At 62.4% G+C, this 20,237-nt stretch carries 17 protein-coding genes and 2 pseudogenes; 14 read left to right on the top strand and 5 right to left on the bottom strand.

Annotation, left to right across the window (positions count from 1 at the left end; all coding sequences use genetic code 11):
* Window positions 1–230: 230 nt before the first annotated feature.
* From VIK36_RS10155 to VIK36_RS10135, 6 genes and pseudogenes are all read left to right on the top strand, one after another.
* Window positions 231–1,616, top strand: coding sequence for an MFS transporter (locus VIK36_RS10155; protein WP_255175409.1), 1,386 nt, complete (start codon window positions 231–233; stop codon window positions 1,614–1,616).
* Between the two features lie 1,755 nt (window positions 1,617–3,371).
* Window positions 3,372–3,535 (top strand): annotated as a pseudogene (locus tag VIK36_RS22090) (L-asparagine permease); the annotation flags it as partial.
* Between the two features lie 54 nt (window positions 3,536–3,589).
* Window positions 3,590–4,231: a TetR/AcrR family transcriptional regulator gene (locus tag VIK36_RS10150; RefSeq protein ID WP_324645262.1), complete on the top strand. Its 642-nt coding sequence runs from the start codon at window positions 3,590–3,592 to the stop codon at window positions 4,229–4,231.
* A 102-nt stretch (window positions 4,232–4,333) separates the two neighbouring features.
* Window positions 4,334–4,615: a hypothetical protein gene (locus tag VIK36_RS10145; protein ID WP_255175407.1), complete on the top strand. Its 282-nt coding sequence runs from the start codon at window positions 4,334–4,336 to the stop codon at window positions 4,613–4,615.
* 105 nt (window positions 4,616–4,720) lie between these two features.
* Window positions 4,721–4,921 carry a hypothetical protein gene (locus tag VIK36_RS10140; RefSeq protein WP_110543387.1) on the top strand — a complete coding sequence of 67 codons (201 nt, stop codon included), beginning with the start codon at window positions 4,721–4,723 and terminating at the stop codon, window positions 4,919–4,921.
* 309 nt (window positions 4,922–5,230) lie between these two features.
* Window positions 5,231–5,701, top strand: coding sequence for a MarR family winged helix-turn-helix transcriptional regulator (locus VIK36_RS10135; protein ID WP_324645066.1), 471 nt, complete (start codon window positions 5,231–5,233; stop codon window positions 5,699–5,701).
* Between the two features lie 174 nt (window positions 5,702–5,875).
* On the opposite strand, the pseudogene VIK36_RS22085 reads toward VIK36_RS10135, so the two are convergent.
* The 3 genes and pseudogenes from VIK36_RS22085 to VIK36_RS10125 all read right to left on the bottom strand — a co-directional run.
* Window positions 5,876–6,557 (bottom strand): annotated as a pseudogene (locus VIK36_RS22085) (TetR/AcrR family transcriptional regulator C-terminal domain-containing protein); the annotation flags it as partial.
* A 186-nt stretch (window positions 6,558–6,743) separates the two neighbouring features.
* Window positions 6,744–7,580, bottom strand: a complete 837-nt coding sequence (locus tag VIK36_RS10130; RefSeq protein WP_255175406.1) for a hypothetical protein — start codon at window positions 7,578–7,580, stop codon at window positions 6,744–6,746.
* A gap of 673 nt (window positions 7,581–8,253) precedes the next feature.
* Window positions 8,254–8,952 (bottom strand): GntR family transcriptional regulator, encoded by a 699-nt coding sequence (locus tag VIK36_RS10125; protein ID WP_255175405.1) that lies wholly within the window; start codon window positions 8,950–8,952, stop codon window positions 8,254–8,256.
* A gap of 233 nt (window positions 8,953–9,185) precedes the next feature.
* Here VIK36_RS10125 and VIK36_RS10120 point away from each other — a divergent pair, with 233 nt between their 5' ends.
* The 5 genes from VIK36_RS10120 (at window position 9,186) to VIK36_RS10100 (ending at window position 16,160) form a co-directional block, all read left to right on the top strand.
* Window positions 9,186–10,352 (top strand): mandelate racemase/muconate lactonizing enzyme family protein, encoded by a 1,167-nt coding sequence (locus VIK36_RS10120; RefSeq protein WP_324645065.1) that lies wholly within the window; start codon window positions 9,186–9,188, stop codon window positions 10,350–10,352.
* A gap of 95 nt (window positions 10,353–10,447) precedes the next feature.
* Entirely contained in the window at window positions 10,448–12,868 is a 2,421-nt protein-coding gene (locus VIK36_RS10115) for a cation:dicarboxylate symporter family transporter (protein ID WP_324645064.1), read from the top strand.
* A 36-nt stretch (window positions 12,869–12,904) separates the two neighbouring features.
* Entirely contained in the window at window positions 12,905–13,984 is a 1,080-nt protein-coding gene (locus VIK36_RS10110) for a tartrate dehydrogenase (RefSeq protein ID WP_324645063.1), read from the top strand.
* A 323-nt stretch (window positions 13,985–14,307) separates the two neighbouring features.
* Window positions 14,308–15,225 carry a CoA ester lyase gene (locus VIK36_RS10105; RefSeq protein WP_324645062.1) on the top strand — a complete coding sequence of 306 codons (918 nt, stop codon included), beginning with the start codon at window positions 14,308–14,310 and terminating at the stop codon, window positions 15,223–15,225.
* Between the two features lie 113 nt (window positions 15,226–15,338).
* Window positions 15,339–16,160, top strand: a complete 822-nt coding sequence (locus VIK36_RS10100) for a fumarylacetoacetate hydrolase family protein (RefSeq protein ID WP_324645061.1) — start codon at window positions 15,339–15,341, stop codon at window positions 16,158–16,160.
* A gap of 91 nt (window positions 16,161–16,251) precedes the next feature.
* On the opposite strand, the gene VIK36_RS10095 is transcribed toward VIK36_RS10100, so the two are convergent.
* A complete protein-coding gene (locus VIK36_RS10095) occupies window positions 16,252–16,689 on the bottom strand; it encodes a hypothetical protein (protein ID WP_324645059.1) in 438 nt (145 codons plus the stop codon).
* Between the two features lie 307 nt (window positions 16,690–16,996).
* On the bottom strand, window positions 16,997–17,587 hold the full coding sequence (locus tag VIK36_RS10090; RefSeq protein ID WP_324645057.1) for a helix-turn-helix domain-containing protein: 591 nt from the start codon (window positions 17,585–17,587) through the stop codon (window positions 16,997–16,999).
* Between the two features lie 82 nt (window positions 17,588–17,669).
* Between VIK36_RS10090 and VIK36_RS10085 the strand changes: the two genes are divergently transcribed.
* From VIK36_RS10085 to VIK36_RS10075, 3 genes are all read left to right on the top strand, one after another.
* Window positions 17,670–18,548: an oxidoreductase gene (locus VIK36_RS10085; RefSeq protein WP_324645056.1), complete on the top strand. Its 879-nt coding sequence runs from the start codon at window positions 17,670–17,672 to the stop codon at window positions 18,546–18,548.
* A gap of 199 nt (window positions 18,549–18,747) precedes the next feature.
* Window positions 18,748–18,969 carry an Lrp/AsnC ligand binding domain-containing protein gene (locus VIK36_RS10080; protein WP_324645055.1) on the top strand — a complete coding sequence of 74 codons (222 nt, stop codon included), beginning with the start codon at window positions 18,748–18,750 and terminating at the stop codon, window positions 18,967–18,969.
* 380 nt (window positions 18,970–19,349) lie between these two features.
* Window positions 19,350–20,138, top strand: coding sequence for an IclR family transcriptional regulator (locus VIK36_RS10075; RefSeq protein ID WP_324645054.1), 789 nt, complete (start codon window positions 19,350–19,352; stop codon window positions 20,136–20,138).
* Window positions 20,139–20,237 lie beyond the last annotated feature (99 nt).

The raw sequence follows: 20,237 nt of genomic DNA, 5'->3' as shown, positions 1-20,237 counted from the left end.
GTTCTTCGCCTCTATGCCATAACGAATCGCTATGTAGGTACATAAAAGCGGACTTTGTGTGACCCACACCGCAAACGTTAACTTGATGTCTGGGGCCGGTCCGCAAAGCCGTAAACACGACTTGCGAGAGAGCTCACAGCAGGACCAACCGGATATTCCACTCGAAATCTCTTTCCCAGAGCCCAGGTGTAGCGGCAGCCGGTGTTCACCCAATCACCCACGGAGACGAAATGACTGAAACCTTACTTCCGAAGAAGACCCCGGTCAGGGCCGCGGTCGCGGCCTGGATCGGCACGACGCTGGAGTACTACGACTTCGCCGTGTACGGCACCTCGTCCGCGTTGATTCTGAACGTCCTCTTCTTCTCGCCCGAGCTCCCCCAGGGCATCAGCGTGCTGCTCGCCATGGTCACCTTCGCGGTCGGCTACGCGGTACGCCCGCTCGGCTCTCTCATCCTGGGGCCGCTGGGCGACCGCCGCGGCCGCAAGTTCGTCATGATGATCACGCTGTTCGGCATCGGCGGCTGTACCTTCCTGATCGGGTGCCTGCCCACGTACGCCCAAATCGGTCCTCTTGCTCCGATCCTGCTCGTGCTGATCCGCGTCATCCAAGGACTGTGCCTTTCCGGCGAGCAGCCCAGTGCCATCACCATGAGCCTGGAGCATGCTTCCGAGGGCCGACGCGGCTTCCTTGCGAGCTTCACCACGTTGGGATCCTCCTCCGGCACGCTGCTCACACTGCTGGTCTTCATCCCGATCGCAGCCATGCCCTCGGAGCAGTTGCTGAGTTGGGGTTGGCGGCTTCCATTCTGGGCCTCTGCCGTCGTAGTCGTCGCTGCATACCTGATCCGCCGCCACATCCAGGAGCCGCCTGAGTTCGTAAAGGTCCAGACCGCCAAGGTGAACGTCGCCCCCCTCAGGCACCTTTTGCGCTTCCACTGGCGCGCGGTGCTGCGGATCGTATTCTGTGCGCTCATCGCGGGCACAAGCTACATGATGCAGACCTTCTCGGTGGCGTTCGGGACCGCCGGATACAAGCTGGATAAGCCGACCATGCTCCTGACGACCACAGTCTCGGCAGTGATCGCCCTCGGAATCACGCCCCTGGCAGGATTCCTTGTGGACAAGATCGGCCGCAAAACGATGTTCCTCATCGCAACGGGCGGCGTAGGAATCACGATGGTGCCCTACCTCTGGTCAATCACGACCGGCAACTGGTCGCTGATCTTCCTGTTTGGCATCGTCAACTACTCCCTCTTCTACTCAATGGTTAATGCGTCCTGGCCCGCGTTCTTCGCCGAGATGTTCCCCGGCCGGCTGCGCGTCTCCGGGCTCGCCCTTGGCACCCAGATCGGCTTCGCCATTTCGGGCGTCATCGGCCCCGTACTCTCGACAGCACTCGCTGGCCCCGATCTGAAAGATTGGGTCGGCCCGTCCATGGTCGCGCTCGGGTTCATGGTCCTGGCAGGGATCTCAGCCCTCACCGCGAAGGAGACCAAAAAGTACACGCTCAAGGAACTCGACGAGGTGCAGCAGAGTGAGCGGGAGACGGCCGTCCTCACGGCCGCGACCGTGTCCGCGGGCACAGCTACAGCTACCCACGGCCTCGCTGGTTAGCCTGGAATGCAGATGTGACGGGTAATCCGCCCCTGAGCTGATCGCGAACTGGCTGTACGGGGCGCAACATTCGTTACGTCGTGAATACGTGAAGACCTCTTAGTCTTGGTGGCCGTTACACACCGCCAACGACTAAGAGGTCTTCGTGTTCCGCCCGTAATGCCGTCTGGCCTTTCTTTTCTGACAAGGGTGGCAGAATTTCATATGCCCAACCCTGACAATTGACCGGGGCCTACAGGCACTCCAATAAGGAAGACATAAGTGTGGACTTTTCACACCTCATTCGGCCGGACCAACACTCACCGCAACTCCCCCGGGTAACAATAGCGGCCTCCCAAGTCCGTTCCGAGTCACGGAGGTGCGTCATGTCGCACCCACAGCCCCGTGCCGTCGACAGGTGCGTGCCACCGAGCTAACCCGAAGGAACGGAAACGAGGCACTGCAAGGACCCTGTGACAGCAGGCGGAAAACCCACCAGCCAGGGACTTGACCCCGCCACCCACACACCTGAATAGGCCACGCGACGGCCAGGCCACAGCCGGCGAACCAACCCCGTGTGAGTGACGCCACCACAATCTTTGTCACCGCGTTAAAAGCAAAAACCCCTCTGACGAGGGGATATGCTGTGCCCTAGGTGGGACACGAACTACATTCAAACCCTGGAAAACACCGGAAACTCCGGAAAACATGTGGAATCCTAAACAGTCCAACCGGTGTGCGACCCACTTCGACGGTGGAAGTGTGGACGTTGTCCACGCCCCCATTTGCCCCTGAAATGTGTCCCACACGCCAGCCCGGCATGGCCGGCCCGGTATCCGGAGAGCTATGTGGATGGCGCCACAACGTCCTCCAGTACTGACCTGTCGAAGAAACGGATCTCGCCCGTTGCCTCGAAGAACACCGGAACTACTGATGTGCTCAAGTCTTTGGAAGTTTCGTAGATTTCAGCCGCACCCCCGTGCTTCCTGGCAATTGTTCCGACCAGCTCCGTACCGCGAACCCGAACAGTTCGATATTTGTAGCTCATCATGGCTCCTTCGTCGGCTACGGCACACCCTACCCCTTGGGAGTCCCGCTTCGGGAGGTCGTCTCCTACAGCGCCAACACCTTCGGTGGCGGCGTCGGATCACATCTCCATAAACGCAGTGGAAGCGTCGAACTGCACTCGAGTCCTTATCAAACACTGCAGAAATGGCTGCCGTCTGAATGGGCAGGCGGCACAGCTACCAGGGCATCCACCCACCGTCCCCATACTCAGGGAAACCGGCCCCAGTCACCGCGGGCACCGCCGAGCCGATGGGGATCAAACACCCCTCGCCCCTGAAATAGGTCCGAACTCTGTGGCCGGCCGGCAGCGACCCAGGATATGCCTTTCGGCTATCTCAAAGTGAGGCCAAACCCGACAAGCCCACGCAGCAGCCAACGAAGCAGAGCCAATACGATCAGCAGGGGTCCTTGGCGCCGGACTTAGGGCCAGCCAGCTGGCCCTGCTCTGCAGTTGCACGCTTGCGTCTCCCCATCCGGTGGAGCTGGAAAGCGTGGTGAAGAGCTTGGACAGGCAGCCCGACACCTCTACTCCCTATCTAGTGCCCATCACATTGCCCTCCCGAATCCCAGTGAATTAGGACCTTGATGTTCCTTGGGTACGCTCAAACCGGACGTAGACGCCGGAAAAGGGAAGACTTGGCCTCGAGACTAAGCTGTCGCTTTCCTTGCACGGCCCGGCAGCCAGCCTCATTATCGCGTTGGCCCCGAATGGAAAATGAGCGGGAACTCACCGGCGACGTCGCCAGTGCCGTCCCCGACTTTTCCAGCGAGGAACAGGGCTACCACAAGACCCCAAGCCCCGCCGGACCCAGGTGACCGTCATCGGCGGTGCGATCGGCACCGGCTTGTTCATGGGAGCCGGGGCCCGGCTTCAGCTTCGGGCGTACTGACTTGTCTGTCTGGTTTTCGTGTAGTGTCTGCTGGTGATGGTCCACACATATGACTTACCGACCGCCGTCGATGATCTCGCCTCTGCTCCCCCGCGGGTGGCCTCTGGTAGCGCCAGGGAACGCATCCTGGACGCCGCTTACGAGCTGTTCCTACACCGGGGCATCCGCGATGTCGGCATCAATGAGTTGATCTCAAGGGCCGGGGTCGCCAAAGCCACGTTCTACACGCACTTCACGTCAAAGGATGAACTGGTCCTTGCCTACCTGGAGCGCTGCCACCAGGACCTGACCGTTGAGGCGATCATCGCCGACACCGGAAGGCGGACCGCGAACCCCGCTGGCCGGATATTGGCTATTTTTGATGTCCTGGATGGGTGGTTCCGCCAGGATGACTTCCAGGCCTGCGCCTTCGTCAGCACCATGCTGGAAATGGGCCCCGCCCACCCACTGGGAATTGCATCCATCGAGTATTTAGCGCAGGTCCGGGTGTTCATACGGGCCCTGGCCGTGGAGGCCGGCCTTGAACAACCCGACATTTTCGCCCGCTCTTGCCACATCCTGACAAAGGGTTCGATTATTTCAGCGGTCGAGGGAGACCGGGAGTCAGCGGTCTTCGCCAAACGCATGGCTGCTTCCCTCATCCGAGACCACGGAGGTGAGGTCCCGATCGCCCCCTGACGTTTCGTTATCCGCGGACATTGTTCTCCGTTCTCTTGGCGGTTCCAAGATGCTGCAGCCCCTTTATCCACCATTCCGTTGAAGGAACAGGAGCCATTAGAAATGGAAACCCCGGACTACGCCCGTTTTGTTCAGGAATGCATTGCCGCCGATGCGGCCGATGACCACATACTCACGGAAGACCAGTTCTACGGCGTGTACCTGAGCTGGTGCGCACTGCAAGCACAAATCCCCGGCCCCTGCGAATCGTTTTGGGCGGCGATGTTCCAGCAGGGCATCCACGAACGACGCGCCAACGACGACCGGTGCATACGGCCGGGACTTCGAATGACCGGTCCGGCCGCTCTGGACTACATCCTCGCCAGCCAACCAAGCTTGGTCTGACTAAGGCTTCTGCCAACTCAGGCGCGTGGACCTGACGGGCTCGACTAAAATACTCTCGTTGCGGGTGTCCGATGAAATGGAGTGCCGCTAGTGAAAGGGACACCAATGTCAAGCAATCTGCGCATCACCCCTGCCGACCCGTTTCCCGAGGATCTGGAAACACTAAAAGACGAGAAACTGCAGGTTCTCGACAGCCAGGTCCAACGCCAAATCGACCACGAAATCGTGACCGATGGTGAGTCTCACCCGGAGACCGAGTTCCGCCACTACGAGCTTGATGCGGAGTTCGAGCAGCGCGAGGACTAATCCGCTGCTCGTGGCCCCGAAGGACCGCTTCAATACTTCGGTCCCTCACAGTGGCCTTCATGGCTGTCGAAGAGCGGGCGCCTAGCCGCAAAGGGGGGCCTCCGCCGAGCTGCTGCAGCGACACGACCTATGGCATTGCCTTTGAATCGCCGCACTCGGCTAGACGACTTCCTGAGAGTCGCTTCTGCTCCCCCGCATCTCCAAACCGATTAGGGAATGGTGCCTTCGCAGGCTCCGCACCCCAGGCTTCCACTTCACCCTGAACACCACGTCCAGGCCCCGTGCAGGCCGAAGGTCTATACTCCGCTCATGCCCGACATGAATTCCTGGCCTACCGGCCGCCTCCTATCAACCGCGGCCAGGCTCGTCGAACATTCATGGAACGAGAAACTGGCCCATGCCGGGCTCACCCACGCCGGAGTGATAGCCCTCGATGTACTATCCAGAGCCGAGGAGCCCATGAGCCAGGCGAAAATTGCCCAAAGGGTCCGTGTCCAGAACCAGACAATGGGCAAGACCTTGACCCGCCTGGAGGCATGGGCCTACATCCGCCGACAGCCCAGCCCTTCCGACCGCAGAAGCCAGGTCGTCTCCATCACCGACCTCGGCGCCCGGGTGATCAGCGAGGCCCGTGAAGTGGACCGCACAGTATTGACTCATTCGGCAGCGGATGGCGGCAATCTCCGCAAGGAACTGCAAGCCATCGTTCAACTGCTCGCCTCCAACGCCATGCAAAACCCGGCAACCGGTAACTACACGCCTCCTAGGACATATCGCTAGTGGAAGACAAAGGCCGTCTCCTGTAGCACTCGGGTTGGGAGCTCTGCGGCGGTGCGCCCCGGCCCTCCCAGCCCGCCGCGCCAACGGACGCCCAATCCTGTGAGCTCTGGAAACATGCTTTGTTCGTCGGAACCGTAGCTGTGTATTTTGGTCGGCGACCCTTGGACTGGAGCCGGAAAGTTGCGTGGCGAGGCCGGGGAGGAGGATGCTCAGTCCCTGGTCCAGCTCAAGGTCGCCGTCATACTCAGCGAGGACGGGTCCCAGGGCGCGCAGGTGTGGGAAGTCTTTTGCCGGCAGCCGGTGGAATCCGAGGCGGAGGATGGCTTCGTTTTCGTTCGGGTCCGCAACGTATTCCTGCAGTTCGTTCCGAATGTGCCCGTAGAGGAATCCCTAGTACGTCCGGTAGACGTGGAGGGCGTCGGCGGGGGTAAAACCGGCGTCTATGAGCAGTGCCAGGATCTGTTCGAGGGGCCGGATGGTGCCCAGTGGGTGCAGACCCAACGGTGTGGACAGTGGCCGGGTGACCAGCAGCGGGACGACGTTGGGATGCCGCAGGGCAGAAGCCGCAGGTCGTGGGCGATTTGCGCAGCTGTGCCTGCCAGTCCGGGTCATCGGCAAAGATCGCCAATTCATTGAGGACTGTTTCAGCGACACCATCCTGCAGGGCGGTGCGGTTGGCGGCGTAGCGGTGGAGGCTCATCGGGTCCCGCCCGGGTTCCTGGCCCAGCCGTCGCATCGTCAAGGCATCCAGGCCTTCAGCGTCCACCAGTTCAAGAGAGGTGGAGAGGACAATTTCCCTGCTCCGACGCACCCTCGGGGGGACTGCAGAGGTCGGGGTGGGGTTAGGAGAGGCCATAGCGAAACCGTCGTGTGGAGACCAGGCTCGCCGGAGCCGCGATACCAAGACCACCGGTTCCCCGGTTGAATGCGCGGTGAGGACTGCGCGCATCGTCGTTCTCGGTCTGGTCCCTCCGATGAATCTCCGTGCCTCGTCTGGTCGTAGCGTTAGGAGGATGTTACCCACCTCACGTTACGACCTCGGTTAAGACCTATGAACTGGAATCTGACGCCAATAGGCGATGGCGGCTGCGAGGCTGGCGCCGACAACAAGACAAACCATCGCCATGGGAACAAATGCGCTCGTATCCCCGCTCCTGACGATCAACGCCATGGCGGCGATGATGCTCAATCCCATCAGCACGGAAAAAACTAACGCGGGCACTGTCAAGAACAACCCCGTCGGGTTCCCGCGCAGCGCGAGCACTCCGATGATGACCATGCCCGGCAGGACCAGAGACAAGTCAATGACATGGACCGGGTTCACGATAAGCCCGGCTACTTCCAGGCTGGGCGGTGGCTGCCCTGAAATGGTTGCTGGAGCTAATTCGCTCAGCCACAGCAGGGCAAAGAGTGCGCCGGTGCCGATCAGGACCCACGCAGCGAATGCCCGTGCGGCGCCGTGAGGGTATGCCGCCGGGCGCACCCTAGTAGAGAGCCCAGCGATCAAGGTGTAGAAGACAGAGCCGAGAATAGCGACGTACACAAGAAACAGGCGACCGAAGTGCACGGCAAAGGCATACACGATGTAGGCATACAGCAGATAGAACAAGGTACCGACCCAGAGTTGCGTCGCTCCCATTGAGCCTGTGCGTATCCTGGTCGCACTCCAGACGAGAACGACAACCGCCAGAAGATTGCCGAGGTCTTGCCCTCGGGCCTGCAGGAGCCAGTTCTCGGTTTCCTTCTGATACGGCCAAGAAGCAAGCAGCCCGAGCAGGCTGGCCAGAGTGACGAGCAGGGCAATACCAAAGGACGCCATGAAAAGCGACGTTCCGCGTCGTTCAACCGCCGCCTCTGAGCGGTACGGGCCGGTATCCATATCGAAAGACTAGCGGACACGCTCAGCTTCGCATCTGTGCGTGCCATAGGCGGCCCGATGGCACGCCTCGGCCCGTAAGCTCAGCTACGGGACGCGAGGCCCGCGAGCTCCGTCCCCAACGTTGGCGCGTTCGAGCTCACCGTCGGCGACCGGGCATGCATAACCGTGCACGCCGAAGGTCGCGGGCTTCACGATGGGTCGGAATCCAAGCGAGACAAGGCGTTTCATCGCCTTCTTCGCGGCAGACCCGGGCAACCGAGGGCCAACGACTCGCGTATCGAACGTCAGTACAGGAACAGGGCGACCAGGCGAGGCGTGCGCTTCGATCCACTCCCAAATGCCGCCTGCTGGGATGTGCTCTGCAGCCTATTGCTTCGCTGACTCGCGTGTCGCCCCGGTTGACATGGAGAAAGCGTCGGTTCGACCACCTACCACCAAGAGATCCAGGTTGGAGTCCAGTGCGCCCGGTGCTGAGCCTGCGTCGACCACGTCGGCGCCTTCGCCGATTCCGGCTGCGATCGCGCGCGCGAGTTGTTGCGTGTTTCCCCAAAGCGATTCGGAGACCACTACTGCGTGCGACTTGCGGCGCTATGTGGCGGCGTTTTCACGGTACTGAATGTCACCCCAGATGACGCTGCAAATGTGGAAGCTCGTACCAAAAGCCGGCGGAGATTTAGGCGGTTCTCTCAAGGTCGGATGAGGATTCGTTCTCCCGCTCCTGCAGGGCACCGGTCACCGATGCTGTGAGGCTGTTGGCGATGTGGGTACGAGCGAGTTCCGCCGCTCCGGGCCCGTCTCCCGCGGTGACGAGTTCAAGGATTCGGTGGTGCTGGTTCAGGTCGATGGTGCGGGGCTCGTCAGCGGAAGGCAGCTCCAGGCCGATGCGCCGGTAGCGGTCGGACTTGTCCCAGAGGTCATCCAGGAGCTTAATCAGGGTCGCGTTGTGAGAAGCAGTGTAGACGGCACGGTGGAAGTCGCGATGAGCAATGATGGCGTCCTCTCCCCACACGCGTGTGACAGGGAGCAGTTTTTCGGCGGCCGCCCGGATGATGGCGACATCAGCGTCGGTCCGGCGGTAGGCGGCCAGTTCCGTTGCGGACGGCTCCAGCGAGAGGCGGACTTCCAGCAGCTCGCGGGCTTCGGCGGCGCTCATGTCGGCAACCTTCGAGTCGCGGTGGGTGTCCATCGTGATCAGGCCCTCGCTCGAGAGCCGGCGGATGGCTTCACGCAAGGGGGTGATGCTCATCTGCATGTTCTCGGCCAACTCGTATTGGGAAATACGCGAGCCGGGGGCTAAGGCGCCGGACAGGATCATCTGGCGTAGTTCGCTGTACGCCAGGCTGCCCTTGCTCGAAAAGACGTTGGTACTCATCTGCCGCTCCAAATCTGCGGGAGAGTTGCCCCCACCCCTCCAAGTGTAGCCCTCCAACCAACATCTTATAAGAAATTTCGCCACGCGCTTGTGCTCCGGCTCACGGCCAGCTAACCTCGATTCATCGTCTTATAAGATATTCGCTAGTAACCAACACCAGATGCTCGGCCAGATGGCATCCACCCGAACATCGATCTTATAAGAAATAAGATCCGACCGAGAGAGATTCAAAGATGAAAATCGTTTCCGCCCACGTAGGCACTATCCCCATCAGTTCCTCCATCCGGAACGCGTTCATTGACTTCACCAAGATGGACTGCACGATCATCGCCCTGGTCAGCGACGTGTTCGTCGATGGCAAGCCCCTGGTTGGCTACGGCTTCAACTCCAACGGCCGCTACAACGCTACGGGCATCTTGCAGGACCGCATCCTGCCGCGCCTGCTGGATGCTCCTGCCGAGGACCTCATGGATGAGAACGGCGAACTGTCACCGGAGAAGGCGTGGGACATCATGATGTCCAACGAAAAGCCCGGTGGCCACGGCGAACGGTCGGTCGCCGTGGGTGTGGCCGACATGGCGCTGCACGACCTCGCCGCAAAGATCGCCGGTGTCCCCTTGTACCGCTGGATTTCGGACCACTACGGTGACGGCAATCCGGACAAGGACGTCTTCGTTTATGCCGCCGGCGGCTACTACGCCCCCGGCAAGACGCTGGAAGACCTGCAGAACGAAATGCGCGGCTTCCTCGCCCAGGGCTACAACATTGTCAAGATGAAGATCGGCGGCGCCGACCTGGCGGAGGACCTCCGCCGCATCGAAGCCGTCATCGACGTCCTCGACGGCGACGCTTCCCGCCTCATGGTGGACGTCAACGGCAAATTCGACCTGGACACCGCCCTGGAATATGGAAAAGCCATCGACAAGTACGGACTGTTCTGGTACGAAGAAGTCGGCGACCCGCTGGACTACGCCCTCAACGCCACCCTTTCCGAGCACTACAAGAACCCGATCGCGACCGGCGAGAACCTGTTCTCCCTCCAGGACGCACGGAACCTGGTCCGCTACGGCGGCATGCGCCCGGACCGCGACTTCATCCAGGTCGACCCGGCCCTGAGCTACGGCCTCACCGAATACCGCCGGATCCAGGACATGCTTGCCCAGCACGGCTGGTCCTCCCGCCGCTGCATCCCGCACGGCGGACACCAGTTCTCCCTGCACATCGCAGCCGCCCTCAAGCTCGGCGGCAACGAGTCCTACCCCGGCGAATTCCAGCCCACCGGCGGCTTCACCGACGACGCAGTCGTCGTCAACAGCCGCGTAGCCCCCGGCGATTTGCCCGGCATTGGGCTGGAAGGCAAGGCCGAGTTCTACAAGGTCCTGCGCGGCCTGCACGAGTAAACCACCCACACCTGTCTTGTCCCGGGCAGCAGAACTGCCCGGGACCAGGCAACCACCCCCAACTTCTCTGTCTGACGTGCAAAGGAGCACCCAAGATGTCTTCCCACACCATGCAGCACCACCAGCATTCCCCACACCCACCCAAACAGCTCTCTCGGTTCGGGCGCCTGATCCGCGAACTCTGGTTCCAGGTGCTCCTGGGTGGAGTCCTCGGCATCCTCGTCGGTATCTTCATCCCGCAAGTCGGCTCGCAGCTGACCCCGCTGAGCGACTGGTTCATCGCACTGGTCAAGATGATCATCATCCCGGTCGTCTTCTGCGTCGTGACCCTCGGCGTTGCGTCAATGGACAGCCTCCGCAAGGCAGGACGAATCGGCATCAAGGCCCTCGGCTACTTCATCGTCCTTTCCCTGATTTCGATGCTCATCGGCTTGGTCGTGGCGAACGTCTTCCACCCCGGCGAAGGCATGAACATCGACGTCTCCAAGCTGAACGCCGACAAGATCCCGGGCGCCGGCAAGAGCTTTGACGGGATCGAGTTCGTCAACAGCCTCATCCCGGCATCCTTCTTCGGCGCCCTCACCAGCAGTGCCATCCCGGCCGCCCTCCTGGTCTCCATCGTCTTCGGCGCAGCACTGAACCTCTCGGGCGAATCCGGCGTCCTGCTCACCGGCGGCATCCGCGCCCTATCCACCGTTATTTTCCGGATCGTTGGCTGGCTCATGCGCCTGGCACCCATCGGCACCTTCGGCGCCCTTGCCGCCACCGTGGCCAAGTACGGGGCCACCAGCCTTCAGCAGCTCGGCTTCCTCATCCTGCTCTTCACCGCCACCTGCATCGTTTACGTCCTCGTCGTCCTCGGCATCATCGCCCGGACCTGCGGCCTGAACATCTTCACCGTCATGCGCTACTTCAAAGACGAGCTCCTGATCGCCCTAGCAACATGCTCCAGCGAGGCCGTGCTCCCGCAGGTCATGAAGAAGCTCGAAAACATGGGCGTCGGCAAGCCGACCGTCGGCATCGTCATCCCATCCGCGTTCTCCTTCAACCTCGACGGATCCGCGATCTACCTCACCATGGCATCCGTCTTCCTGGCTCAGGCCGTCGGGATCAACCTCTCCTGGGAACAGCAACTGGCCATGGTCGGCATCATGATGATTTCCAGCAAGGGAACAGCCGGCGTCGCCGGCGGAGCCTTCATCGTGCTCGCCGGCTCCCTCGGAGCCGTCAGCGCCATCCCCACCGCGGCCCTCGCCCTCATCGTCGGTGTTGACCGCCTCCTGAACGAAGGCCGCGTCTTCATCAACGTCATCGGCAACGTGCTGGCAACAGTCGTCGTCGGCAAATGGGAGAAAGACTTCGACCTGGCACAGGCCCGCAACGTGATACACGCATCGGGTCGAAGAAAAACGAACTCCCGGCAAGGACGGCCGACCACGTCGAGAGCGAGAGGGTCGACGCCCACTAAACCCTGTCAGAGCCGCTTCTCTCCCCGGGGCGGCGGCCCTGGCCATTGTGCACTTCACCCAGCACCAACCCACCGCTATACCGACGAGGAACACCACACCATGGCCCGGCGCATACTCATCACTACCGACTACCTGCACGCCGGAGATACCGTCTACGACCTCCTCCGCGACCATGGCCTGGAACCCGTCTACGCACCGTCCAGAGGCTCACGGACACTGGAGGAACGCCGCTCACTGTTCGACGGCATCTCCGGAGCCATCCTCGCCAGCGAACCGGTCACCGCCGACATGCTCTCCGCCGCCGCATCCCTGAAAGTCATCGCCCGCAGCGGCGTGGGATACGACTCCATCGACGTCGAGGCCGCGGCCGCACAAGGAATCAGGGTCTGCAACGCCCCCGGAACAAACCACCACTCGGTCGCCGAACTGGCCATCGGACTGATCATCATGTCCGCACGCCGCCTCCTGGAGGTCACCACCGCCGTCCGCCAAGGCGGCTGGCCCCGGGAAGCCGGCCATGAGCTCCGAGGTTCCACCCTGGGAATAGTCGGCTATGGGCCCAGCGGACGCGCCACAGCAAGCCTTGGCGCAGCTCTCGGCATGAACGTCCTGGTCACCACCGCCCACCCAGACCCAGCAAACACCACGTTCCACTACACGGATCTCGACACCGTCATCGCCAACGCCGACTACCTCTCCCTGCACACCCCCGGAAGCCAAAGCTCCGGCAAACTCATCGACGCGCCCCGGCTGCAAACAATGAAACCCACCGCAGTCCTTATCAACACCGCCCGCGGCTCCCTCGTGGACGAACAAGCCTTGGCCAAAGCACTCTCCGACAGCACTATCGCCGGCGCCGCACTGGACGTACTCGAGAGCGAACCCCTACCCGACGACAGCCCCCTACGCGGCCTGGAGAATGTGCTCATCACCTCCCACCTCGCCGGACAAACGATCGAGGCACGGGCACGGGCCGGCCTGGCAGCCGCACACGCCGTCATCGACGTCCTCGAAAACCGCGAACCGGCCCACCCGGTCGACCGCTAACCCCAAACACCCGACAAAGACGAAGAAGGTTCCCGGATGTCGAAACCCCACCGCATCGCAGTCATTCCCGGCGACGGAATCGGCACCGAAGTCGTACCCGAAGGACTGCGCGTCCTGGACGCCGCAGCCTCAGCCTTCGACCTCAACCTCAAATACGAGCACTTCGATTGCGCCTCGGCTGACTACTACACCCGGCACGGGAAAATGCTGCCCGACGGGTGGTTCGAGGAACTAAACCAGTTCGACTCCATCTTCTTCGGCGCCGTCGGCTGGCCCGACGTGGTCCCCGACCACGTCTCGCTGTGGGGAAGCCTCCTGCAGTTCCGACGCCATTTCGACCAGTACGTCAGCCTCCGCCCGGTCAAGCTCCTTCCCGGGGTGCCCAGCCCCCTCACCGGGCGGGCCCCGGGCGACGTCGACTTCTACGTCGTGCGCGAAAACACCGAAGGCGAATACTCCAGTATCGGCGGGAAAATCTTCGAAGGCACCGACCGGGAAACAGTGGTCCAGGAAACCGTCATGACCCGCACCGGCGTGGACCGCATCCTCAAGTACGCCTTCGACCTCGCCCAGAGCCGGCCCAAGAAGCACCTGACCTCCGCCACAAAGAGCAACGGCATCTCCATCACCATGCCCTACTGGGACGAACGCGTGGAAGCCATGGCCAAGGGCTTCGTCGATCTGGAGGTCGACAAGTACCACATCGACATCCTGGCCGCGAACTTCGTCATGCACCCCGACTGGTTCGACGTCGTCGTCGCCAGCAACCTCTTCGGCGACATCCTCTCCGACCTCGGACCGGCCTGCACCGGAACCATCGGCATCGCACCCAGCGGAAACATCAACCCCGAACGCAAATTCCCCAGCCTCTTCGAACCCGTCCACGGCTCCGCCCCGGACATCGCCGGCAAAGGCATCGCCAACCCCATCGGCCAGATCTGGTGCGCCGCCATGATGCTGGACCACCTGGGAGAACCCAAAGCCGCCGCCGCCATCACCACCGCCATGGAAACCGTGCTCGCCAACGGACATCAGGCACTCACACCGGACATGGGCGGCAATGCCACCACAGAGGAACTGGGCAAAGCAGTGGCATCGGCCCTGACGACATCATGACCCCCTCGACTGGCCCCAGCAACGGGCGCACACCCGCCTTCGGAGAGCGGATCATGCTCCGCCAGCACCTCCACTGGCGCCGGCTCATCGGAGAGACCGTCAAGATCCGCCAGCACGGCCACATCATCCGCACCGGAACCGTGGATGCCGCCATGGCAGACTCCCCAGCGCTCTTGATCGCAGGCGACACCCCCCCACCCCACCATGTACGAAGCCGCACACGGGATCGAAGTGTGGGCCCACCCGGAAGAAGCCGAAGACGGGCTCTGCCACCGGTTGACATCGACAGCACCATCCCCGCACTTGGCCTAGCACGGAGACCCATGACGCAGCCCACCTACATGCCCCAAAGCACCGAAGACACCTCCTACTCCACCCCGGTGCCAGGCAATGTGCTTCCGGGCTTCATTCCGGAACGCAATATCCCCGCAGAGATCGCCCGTTCCTGGCTGCTGGTCAATGCCATGAAGCCGGAGCTTTTCGACCAGTCGGCCGTCTCCCGTGCCGACTCGATCATCCTGGATATTGAGGACGCGGTGGACCCGTCGCAGAAGGACCAGGCCCGGAACAACGTCATCGACTGGCTGACGGCCGGTGGCAAGGCCTGGGTCCGGATCAACGACGCCACCAGCCCGTTCTGGGCCGACGACCTCGCCGGTCTCCGCGGCACCCCCGGCCTGCTCGGCGTTATGCTCGCCAAGACCGAATCCGCGGACCAGGTGACCGAGAGCTACCACCGCATGGACGGCAAGACGCCCGTGATCCCGCTGGTGGAATCCGCGCTCGGCATCGAGGAAGCCAACCACATCGCCAAGGCCCAGGGCGCGTTCCGCCTGGCCTTCGGCTCCGGTGACTTCCGCCGCGACACGGGCATGGCCGCCACCCCCGAGGCCATGGCCTACCCGCGCGCCAAGCTCGTCGTCGCCAGCCGCGTCGGCAACCTGCCCGGCCCCATCGACGGCCCCACCGTCGGCACCAACCATCCCATCCTGCGCGAGCAGACCGGCATCACCGTGATGATGGGCATGACCGGCAAGCTTTGCCTGGCCATCGACCAGACCCCGGTGATCAACGAGGTCATCAGCCCCACGCCGTCGGACGTCGCCTGGGCCACCGACTTCATGAACGACTTCGAAGCCAACGGCCGCGTGATCCGTGACGGCTCCGACCTGCCCCGCCTGGGCCGCGCCGAAAAGATCATGAAGCTCGCCGTCGCCTTCGGAGTGCAGCCGGCAGGTTAGGGCCTGCGCCCAAGGGGACCGAAGCGGCACGGATGCCGCTGATGAACAACTGCTACCGTCCGGCACGTCCGCCCACCGCCGTAATCAGCAACCAAGATCTGAAGAGAGAACGAATGGCTTACGCAAATTACCGGTACAAGGGTCACAACTACCTTGGCGAAGTTCACGGCGAACACCTCATCCCGCTGGCCGGGCTCACCGGCATCGGACCGGAAACAACCGCCGATCTCCTTGCCAGTGCCGCCCGCCTGAGGGAATCCCGGGTTCCCCTATCCGAAGTCACCCTGCGCGCGGCGTCACCAAGGGCCGGCAAGATCCTCTGCGTGGGCCTGAACTACAAAGACCATGCCGACGACACCAGCACGGCCACCTTTCCCGTCCTCTTCCCCAAGTACACATCCACCCTCATAGGACCCGCCGACAACATCATCCTTCCCCCCGAATCCACCCAAGTCGACTTCGAGGGCGAACTCGCCGTCATCATCGGCAAGACAGGCCGCCGCATCACCGAACAGAACGCCATGGACCACATCCTTGGCTACTGCGTCTCCAACGACGTCACCATGCGCGACTTCCAGAACAAGTCCCATCAATGGCTGCAGGGCAAGATCTGGGACAACACCACCCCGCTCGGCCCGCACATCGTCACCCCGGCAGAAACCGACATCAGCAAGGCCGGCATCAGCACCACCCTGAACGGGGAGGTCGTCCAAAAATCGGACCTCTCCCACCTGATTTTCAGCATCCCCACACTCATCGCCACCATCTCCGAATTCACCACCCTGGAACCCGGGGACGTGATCCTCACCGGCACACCAGCCGGAGTCGGATACCGCCGTGACCCCCAACTGTTCCTCAAAGACGGTGACACCATCACCGTGAGCGTGGAACGAATCGGCAGCATCACCAACACCGTCAGGGCAGAAACCACCTGACGCATACCTTGTGGAGTTTGCCGATAGGTTTCGTTCTGTCTTTGGTCAGTGTCGCTAGTTCTCTGTGACGACCACGTCCCGGCGGAGCCGATCATCGGCACAGCACGCCGGCACGAAGAACCATGCCACTGGTTGCCGCCAGCCCGATAACGCGGCCAGTGAACCCGCCCGCGACCTCGGTGGAAAGATACCGGCCATCCATCCTGGCGAGTGTCCTCAGCTGGCCGTGCTTACGAAAGCCCAAACTGACTTCGTCCGGCCTTGTATTCTTGCCCGGTTGGCCCGCCAAGGGTGAGTCATTGCAGGCGATCTCCTGGTGAATTGGCCCAAGATCTGGGTCGATTTCCGCTGTAGCCACCACCTGCTGAAGCGGTCCGATCTGGGCCACAACCCCGATGTGCCGTCCGGATGCTTCGATGGCGTACCAGTGGGAGTCATCGATCCTCAGGAGGAGCCTGGCCACCTCATCACCGGGGAGGAGAATTGTTGCGCGGGCACTCCAGGCATGGCTGAGGACCCGGGTTGCCAAGATGCCCGCGCCGCGAAAAGCACTGACTCCCGGTAGACGATAGGTCGGCGACCCCAGCCGGGTGGCGCCCTCCGCTCTTTGCCCATGCGGTCGGGGAAGCGATGAACCGACGGAGATTCCGCGTCGACATCGAAAACTATGCCGACGATGTAGCCAGCTGCTTCCAGAGCGAGGAAGCAGCCGCCTCGGCGAGATCCGGCGGCTCCCCCAGGTATTTGGGTCGGAACGTTGCCGATAAGCAGATCGCGAGCGGCTGCGTTCATCAACGTGAGCATCCGGATGCGATCCGACGACGCGGGTCAGACGATCAAGGGCGCACGAGCTCATCCTGGGGGCGGATCCCGTCGAGGACAATCTCCGTCACACGCTCAGCGACGTCGGGAACATGACTCTGCACTGCCTGGCACGCGACGATGACCGCCTTTGCTTCACGATCCGTCAGGTCGGCACGAACTGATCCAGCCGTCTTGGCGGCATCGAGAAGTTCTGCGAGGAGAACCATAAATCGGGTTTCAAAGTCGGACGCGTCGATGAGGATGCCCTCGCCTGCGATGGCCTGCGAGATCGCTTGGTCCACCGCACCCCACTCCAGCACGATGGCGCGCACAAAGCTGGTCAACGCATGCCCCGAGTCCTTCGCCAGCATGTCGCGCCCGGCAGCCTCGATCTGAGCCAGACGGTGGCCAATCACTGCCGCGATCAGCGCGTTCTTCGTCGGGAAGTGCCGATATACCGTTCCCGCCCCCACACCTGCACGACGCGCGATTTCGTCGATGGGCACCGTCAACCCTTCCGCAGCGAAGCTCCGGTATGCAGTTTCGAGAACGGTCTCGCGATTGCGGGCGGCGTCCGCCCGCAAAGACATGCGTTGTTCCGACACGTGCACCTTCTCTCTCACGCCATTGTAAACGGGGCGTGCGTTCCGTATGGTGATCTAAGCGGAGTAATCACTCCGTTTAGATGATACCAAGGAGAATCTCATGTCGAAATGGACCGTCGCAGACATCCCGCCCCAGACCGGACGGACCGCCGTGGTCACCGGGGCGAACACAGGCCTCGGCTTTGAAACAGCATCCGCGCTGGCCGCCGCCGGAGCTCACGTGGTGCTTACCGCCCGCGACATCGCCAAGGGCAAGGCGGCAGCCGACCGTATTGCCGCCGCCACGCCCGGCGCCAGCCTGGAGGTGCAGGAACTGGACCTCGGATCGCTGGAATCCGTGCGAACCGCTGCCGCAGAGCTGAAAGAGGCCCACCCGCGCATCGACCTGCTCATCAACAACGCCGGCGTGATGTACACCCCCGAGGGCCGCACAGTCGACGGCTTCGAACTGCACCTGGGAACCAACCACCTCGGACACTTCGCCCTTACCGGCCTGCTCCTGGACACCCTGCTCCCCGTCCCCGGCTCTCGCGTGGTCACCGTCAGCAGCCTCGGCCACCGCAACCGCGCCGACATCCACTTCGACAACCTCAACTTGGAACGCAACTACAACCGCGTCGCGGCGTACGGTCAGTCCAAGCTGGCCAACCTCCTGTTCACCTACGAGCTCCAGCGCCGCCTCGCCGCGGCACACAAGTCCACGACCGCCCTCGCCGCCCACCCCGGCGGGTCGAGCACGAACCTCGGCCAACACCTCAACCCGGTGTCGGAGTTCTTCGTCATGCGTCTTATGTCGCAGCCCGCCGCCATGGGCGCCCTGCCCACTCTCCGCGCAGCGACCGATCTCCACGCCGCAGGCGGACAGTACTACGGCCCCAACGGACTAAGCGGCGCGGCAACCCCGAGGTGGCCACGTCGAGCCGCAAGTCCCGCGACCCCGAGCTGGCGCGCCGCCTCTGGACCGTCTCGGAGAAGCTGACCGGAATCACGTACACCTCGATCTAACCTTGAAACCGACCTACCCGCCCGACTGATAGTGAGCGTCGGCAGGAACCGCAAGAACCCGCATCCTGCGCCTCCTCGACACCGGAATCGTCAAAATTGGACTTACCCGGCGACCATCCTCCCAAGAACGAGTGACCCGCATGGGGCTTGGCCTGCGCATTAAAGGAACAGCTTTGGAACTAGCCAAAGCACTCGAGGCCATCCCGGGCTTCACTTTCCTTGCCTCCAGCATCGGCCAGCACGACGTTATCGCCACCGTTCACGGAACGGACGCAAACGCAGCGCTCCGCACCGTTGACCAGATCCGGTCAATACCTGAAGTCCTCAACGTCGAGTCATGGATTCACCTGCACGCAAGTTCCCGCCTAATAGCAGAGACGCGCCGACAGCAGTAGAACTGCACGCCGTGCGCGGGCGACTCCCCAGGCGCCGGTAGCGAAAGACCCCCGCGTCCTTGACTCGATCCGCGAGGATCCTTCTTAGCTGCACCACACATTGGGGGAAACGTGCGCTTGGCCAGAAGCAAAAGTAGTACCCGCAAGGCTAGTTTCCTAATGGGCGCCATCCGGTGCTGCCTCATCTGATATCCAACCCGTCTCGCGAAGGACCGGGCATGTCAGGATGCCGGACAGTTTTTCCTGGGGCCTTCGTGCCGCCGGTAGTGGCGGGGCATACTGGGGCCATGGCTGCTAAGCACGATTTTTTGTCGTGGATACGGACTAGGAACGGCGCCGGCTGCCCTCCGTTGCTGTCGTCATTGGAGGGTTGAGCTCGTATGGCTAATTCGCCGAGCGGTGAGTCGGTGGTCGCCCGGCTTGCGCGCATCGTTGCCGCGTTTGACCATGACCACGAATTCCTGAATCTGACCTCCGTGGCGCAGCGGACCGGCCTTCCGTTGTCCACGGCCCAGCGGCTTGTGGTTGATCTGCTGGCCCACGGTTTTCTGGAACGGACCCCCGACGGACTCCTTCGTGCCGGGCGCCTCATCCGGCAACACGGTGCACCGGGACCGGCCGAGGCGTTCGTGCGTTTACGCAACGCTGCCGTCCCCCTGATGGAGTCGGTGCACGCAGTACTCAAAGCGCAGATCACCCTCGCGGTGCTGGATAACGATGAGACGCTGTACCTGGAGCGGGTATCACGCGGTTCGACGGCTACCAACCTCACCCAGAAGGTGGCGCGCCTGCCGCTGACGAGCACGCCATCGGGCCTGGTTCTCCTCGCCCATCAGCCCCCCGACTACCAGGAGTCGGTCCTCGCCTCGACGCCCGGTGAGAGTGAGAACCTGAGGGTTGTGTTGGCCCAGGCCCGCACCGCAGGATATTTCACGCGTCCAGGAATCATCAGGGAAGGGACGGTCGCAGTTTCGGTTCCTGTCCTCGGGAACGACGATGCCGGACTTCCTGCCGCGCTGACCGCGGTAATCCCCGAAGAAGACGCCCAAATCCCGCTGACCGTAGCAGTGCTGCGCTCAGCCTCCTTTGCGATCTCCGCGGCCTTGAAGCGTCCCCCAGAGCTGAGCCGCCCAAGCCCTGAAATCCTTCTCAGCTCCCGTCGGCTCTAATTATCCCGTTCAACGGGAACCTTGAATGCAAGAGGTTCGCCGGCTTGACAGACTCTTTGCACGGCGTTTTGGCTGTCGCGTCGTATCCGATCCCCGCGG

The sequence above is a fragment of the Pseudarthrobacter sp. LT1 genome (genome assembly GCF_035621795.1).
Classification (GTDB): domain Bacteria; phylum Actinomycetota; class Actinomycetes; order Actinomycetales; family Micrococcaceae; genus Arthrobacter.
The sequence above is the reverse complement of the archived record's forward strand: the minus strand, read 5'-3'. Positions and strand labels throughout refer to the sequence as shown.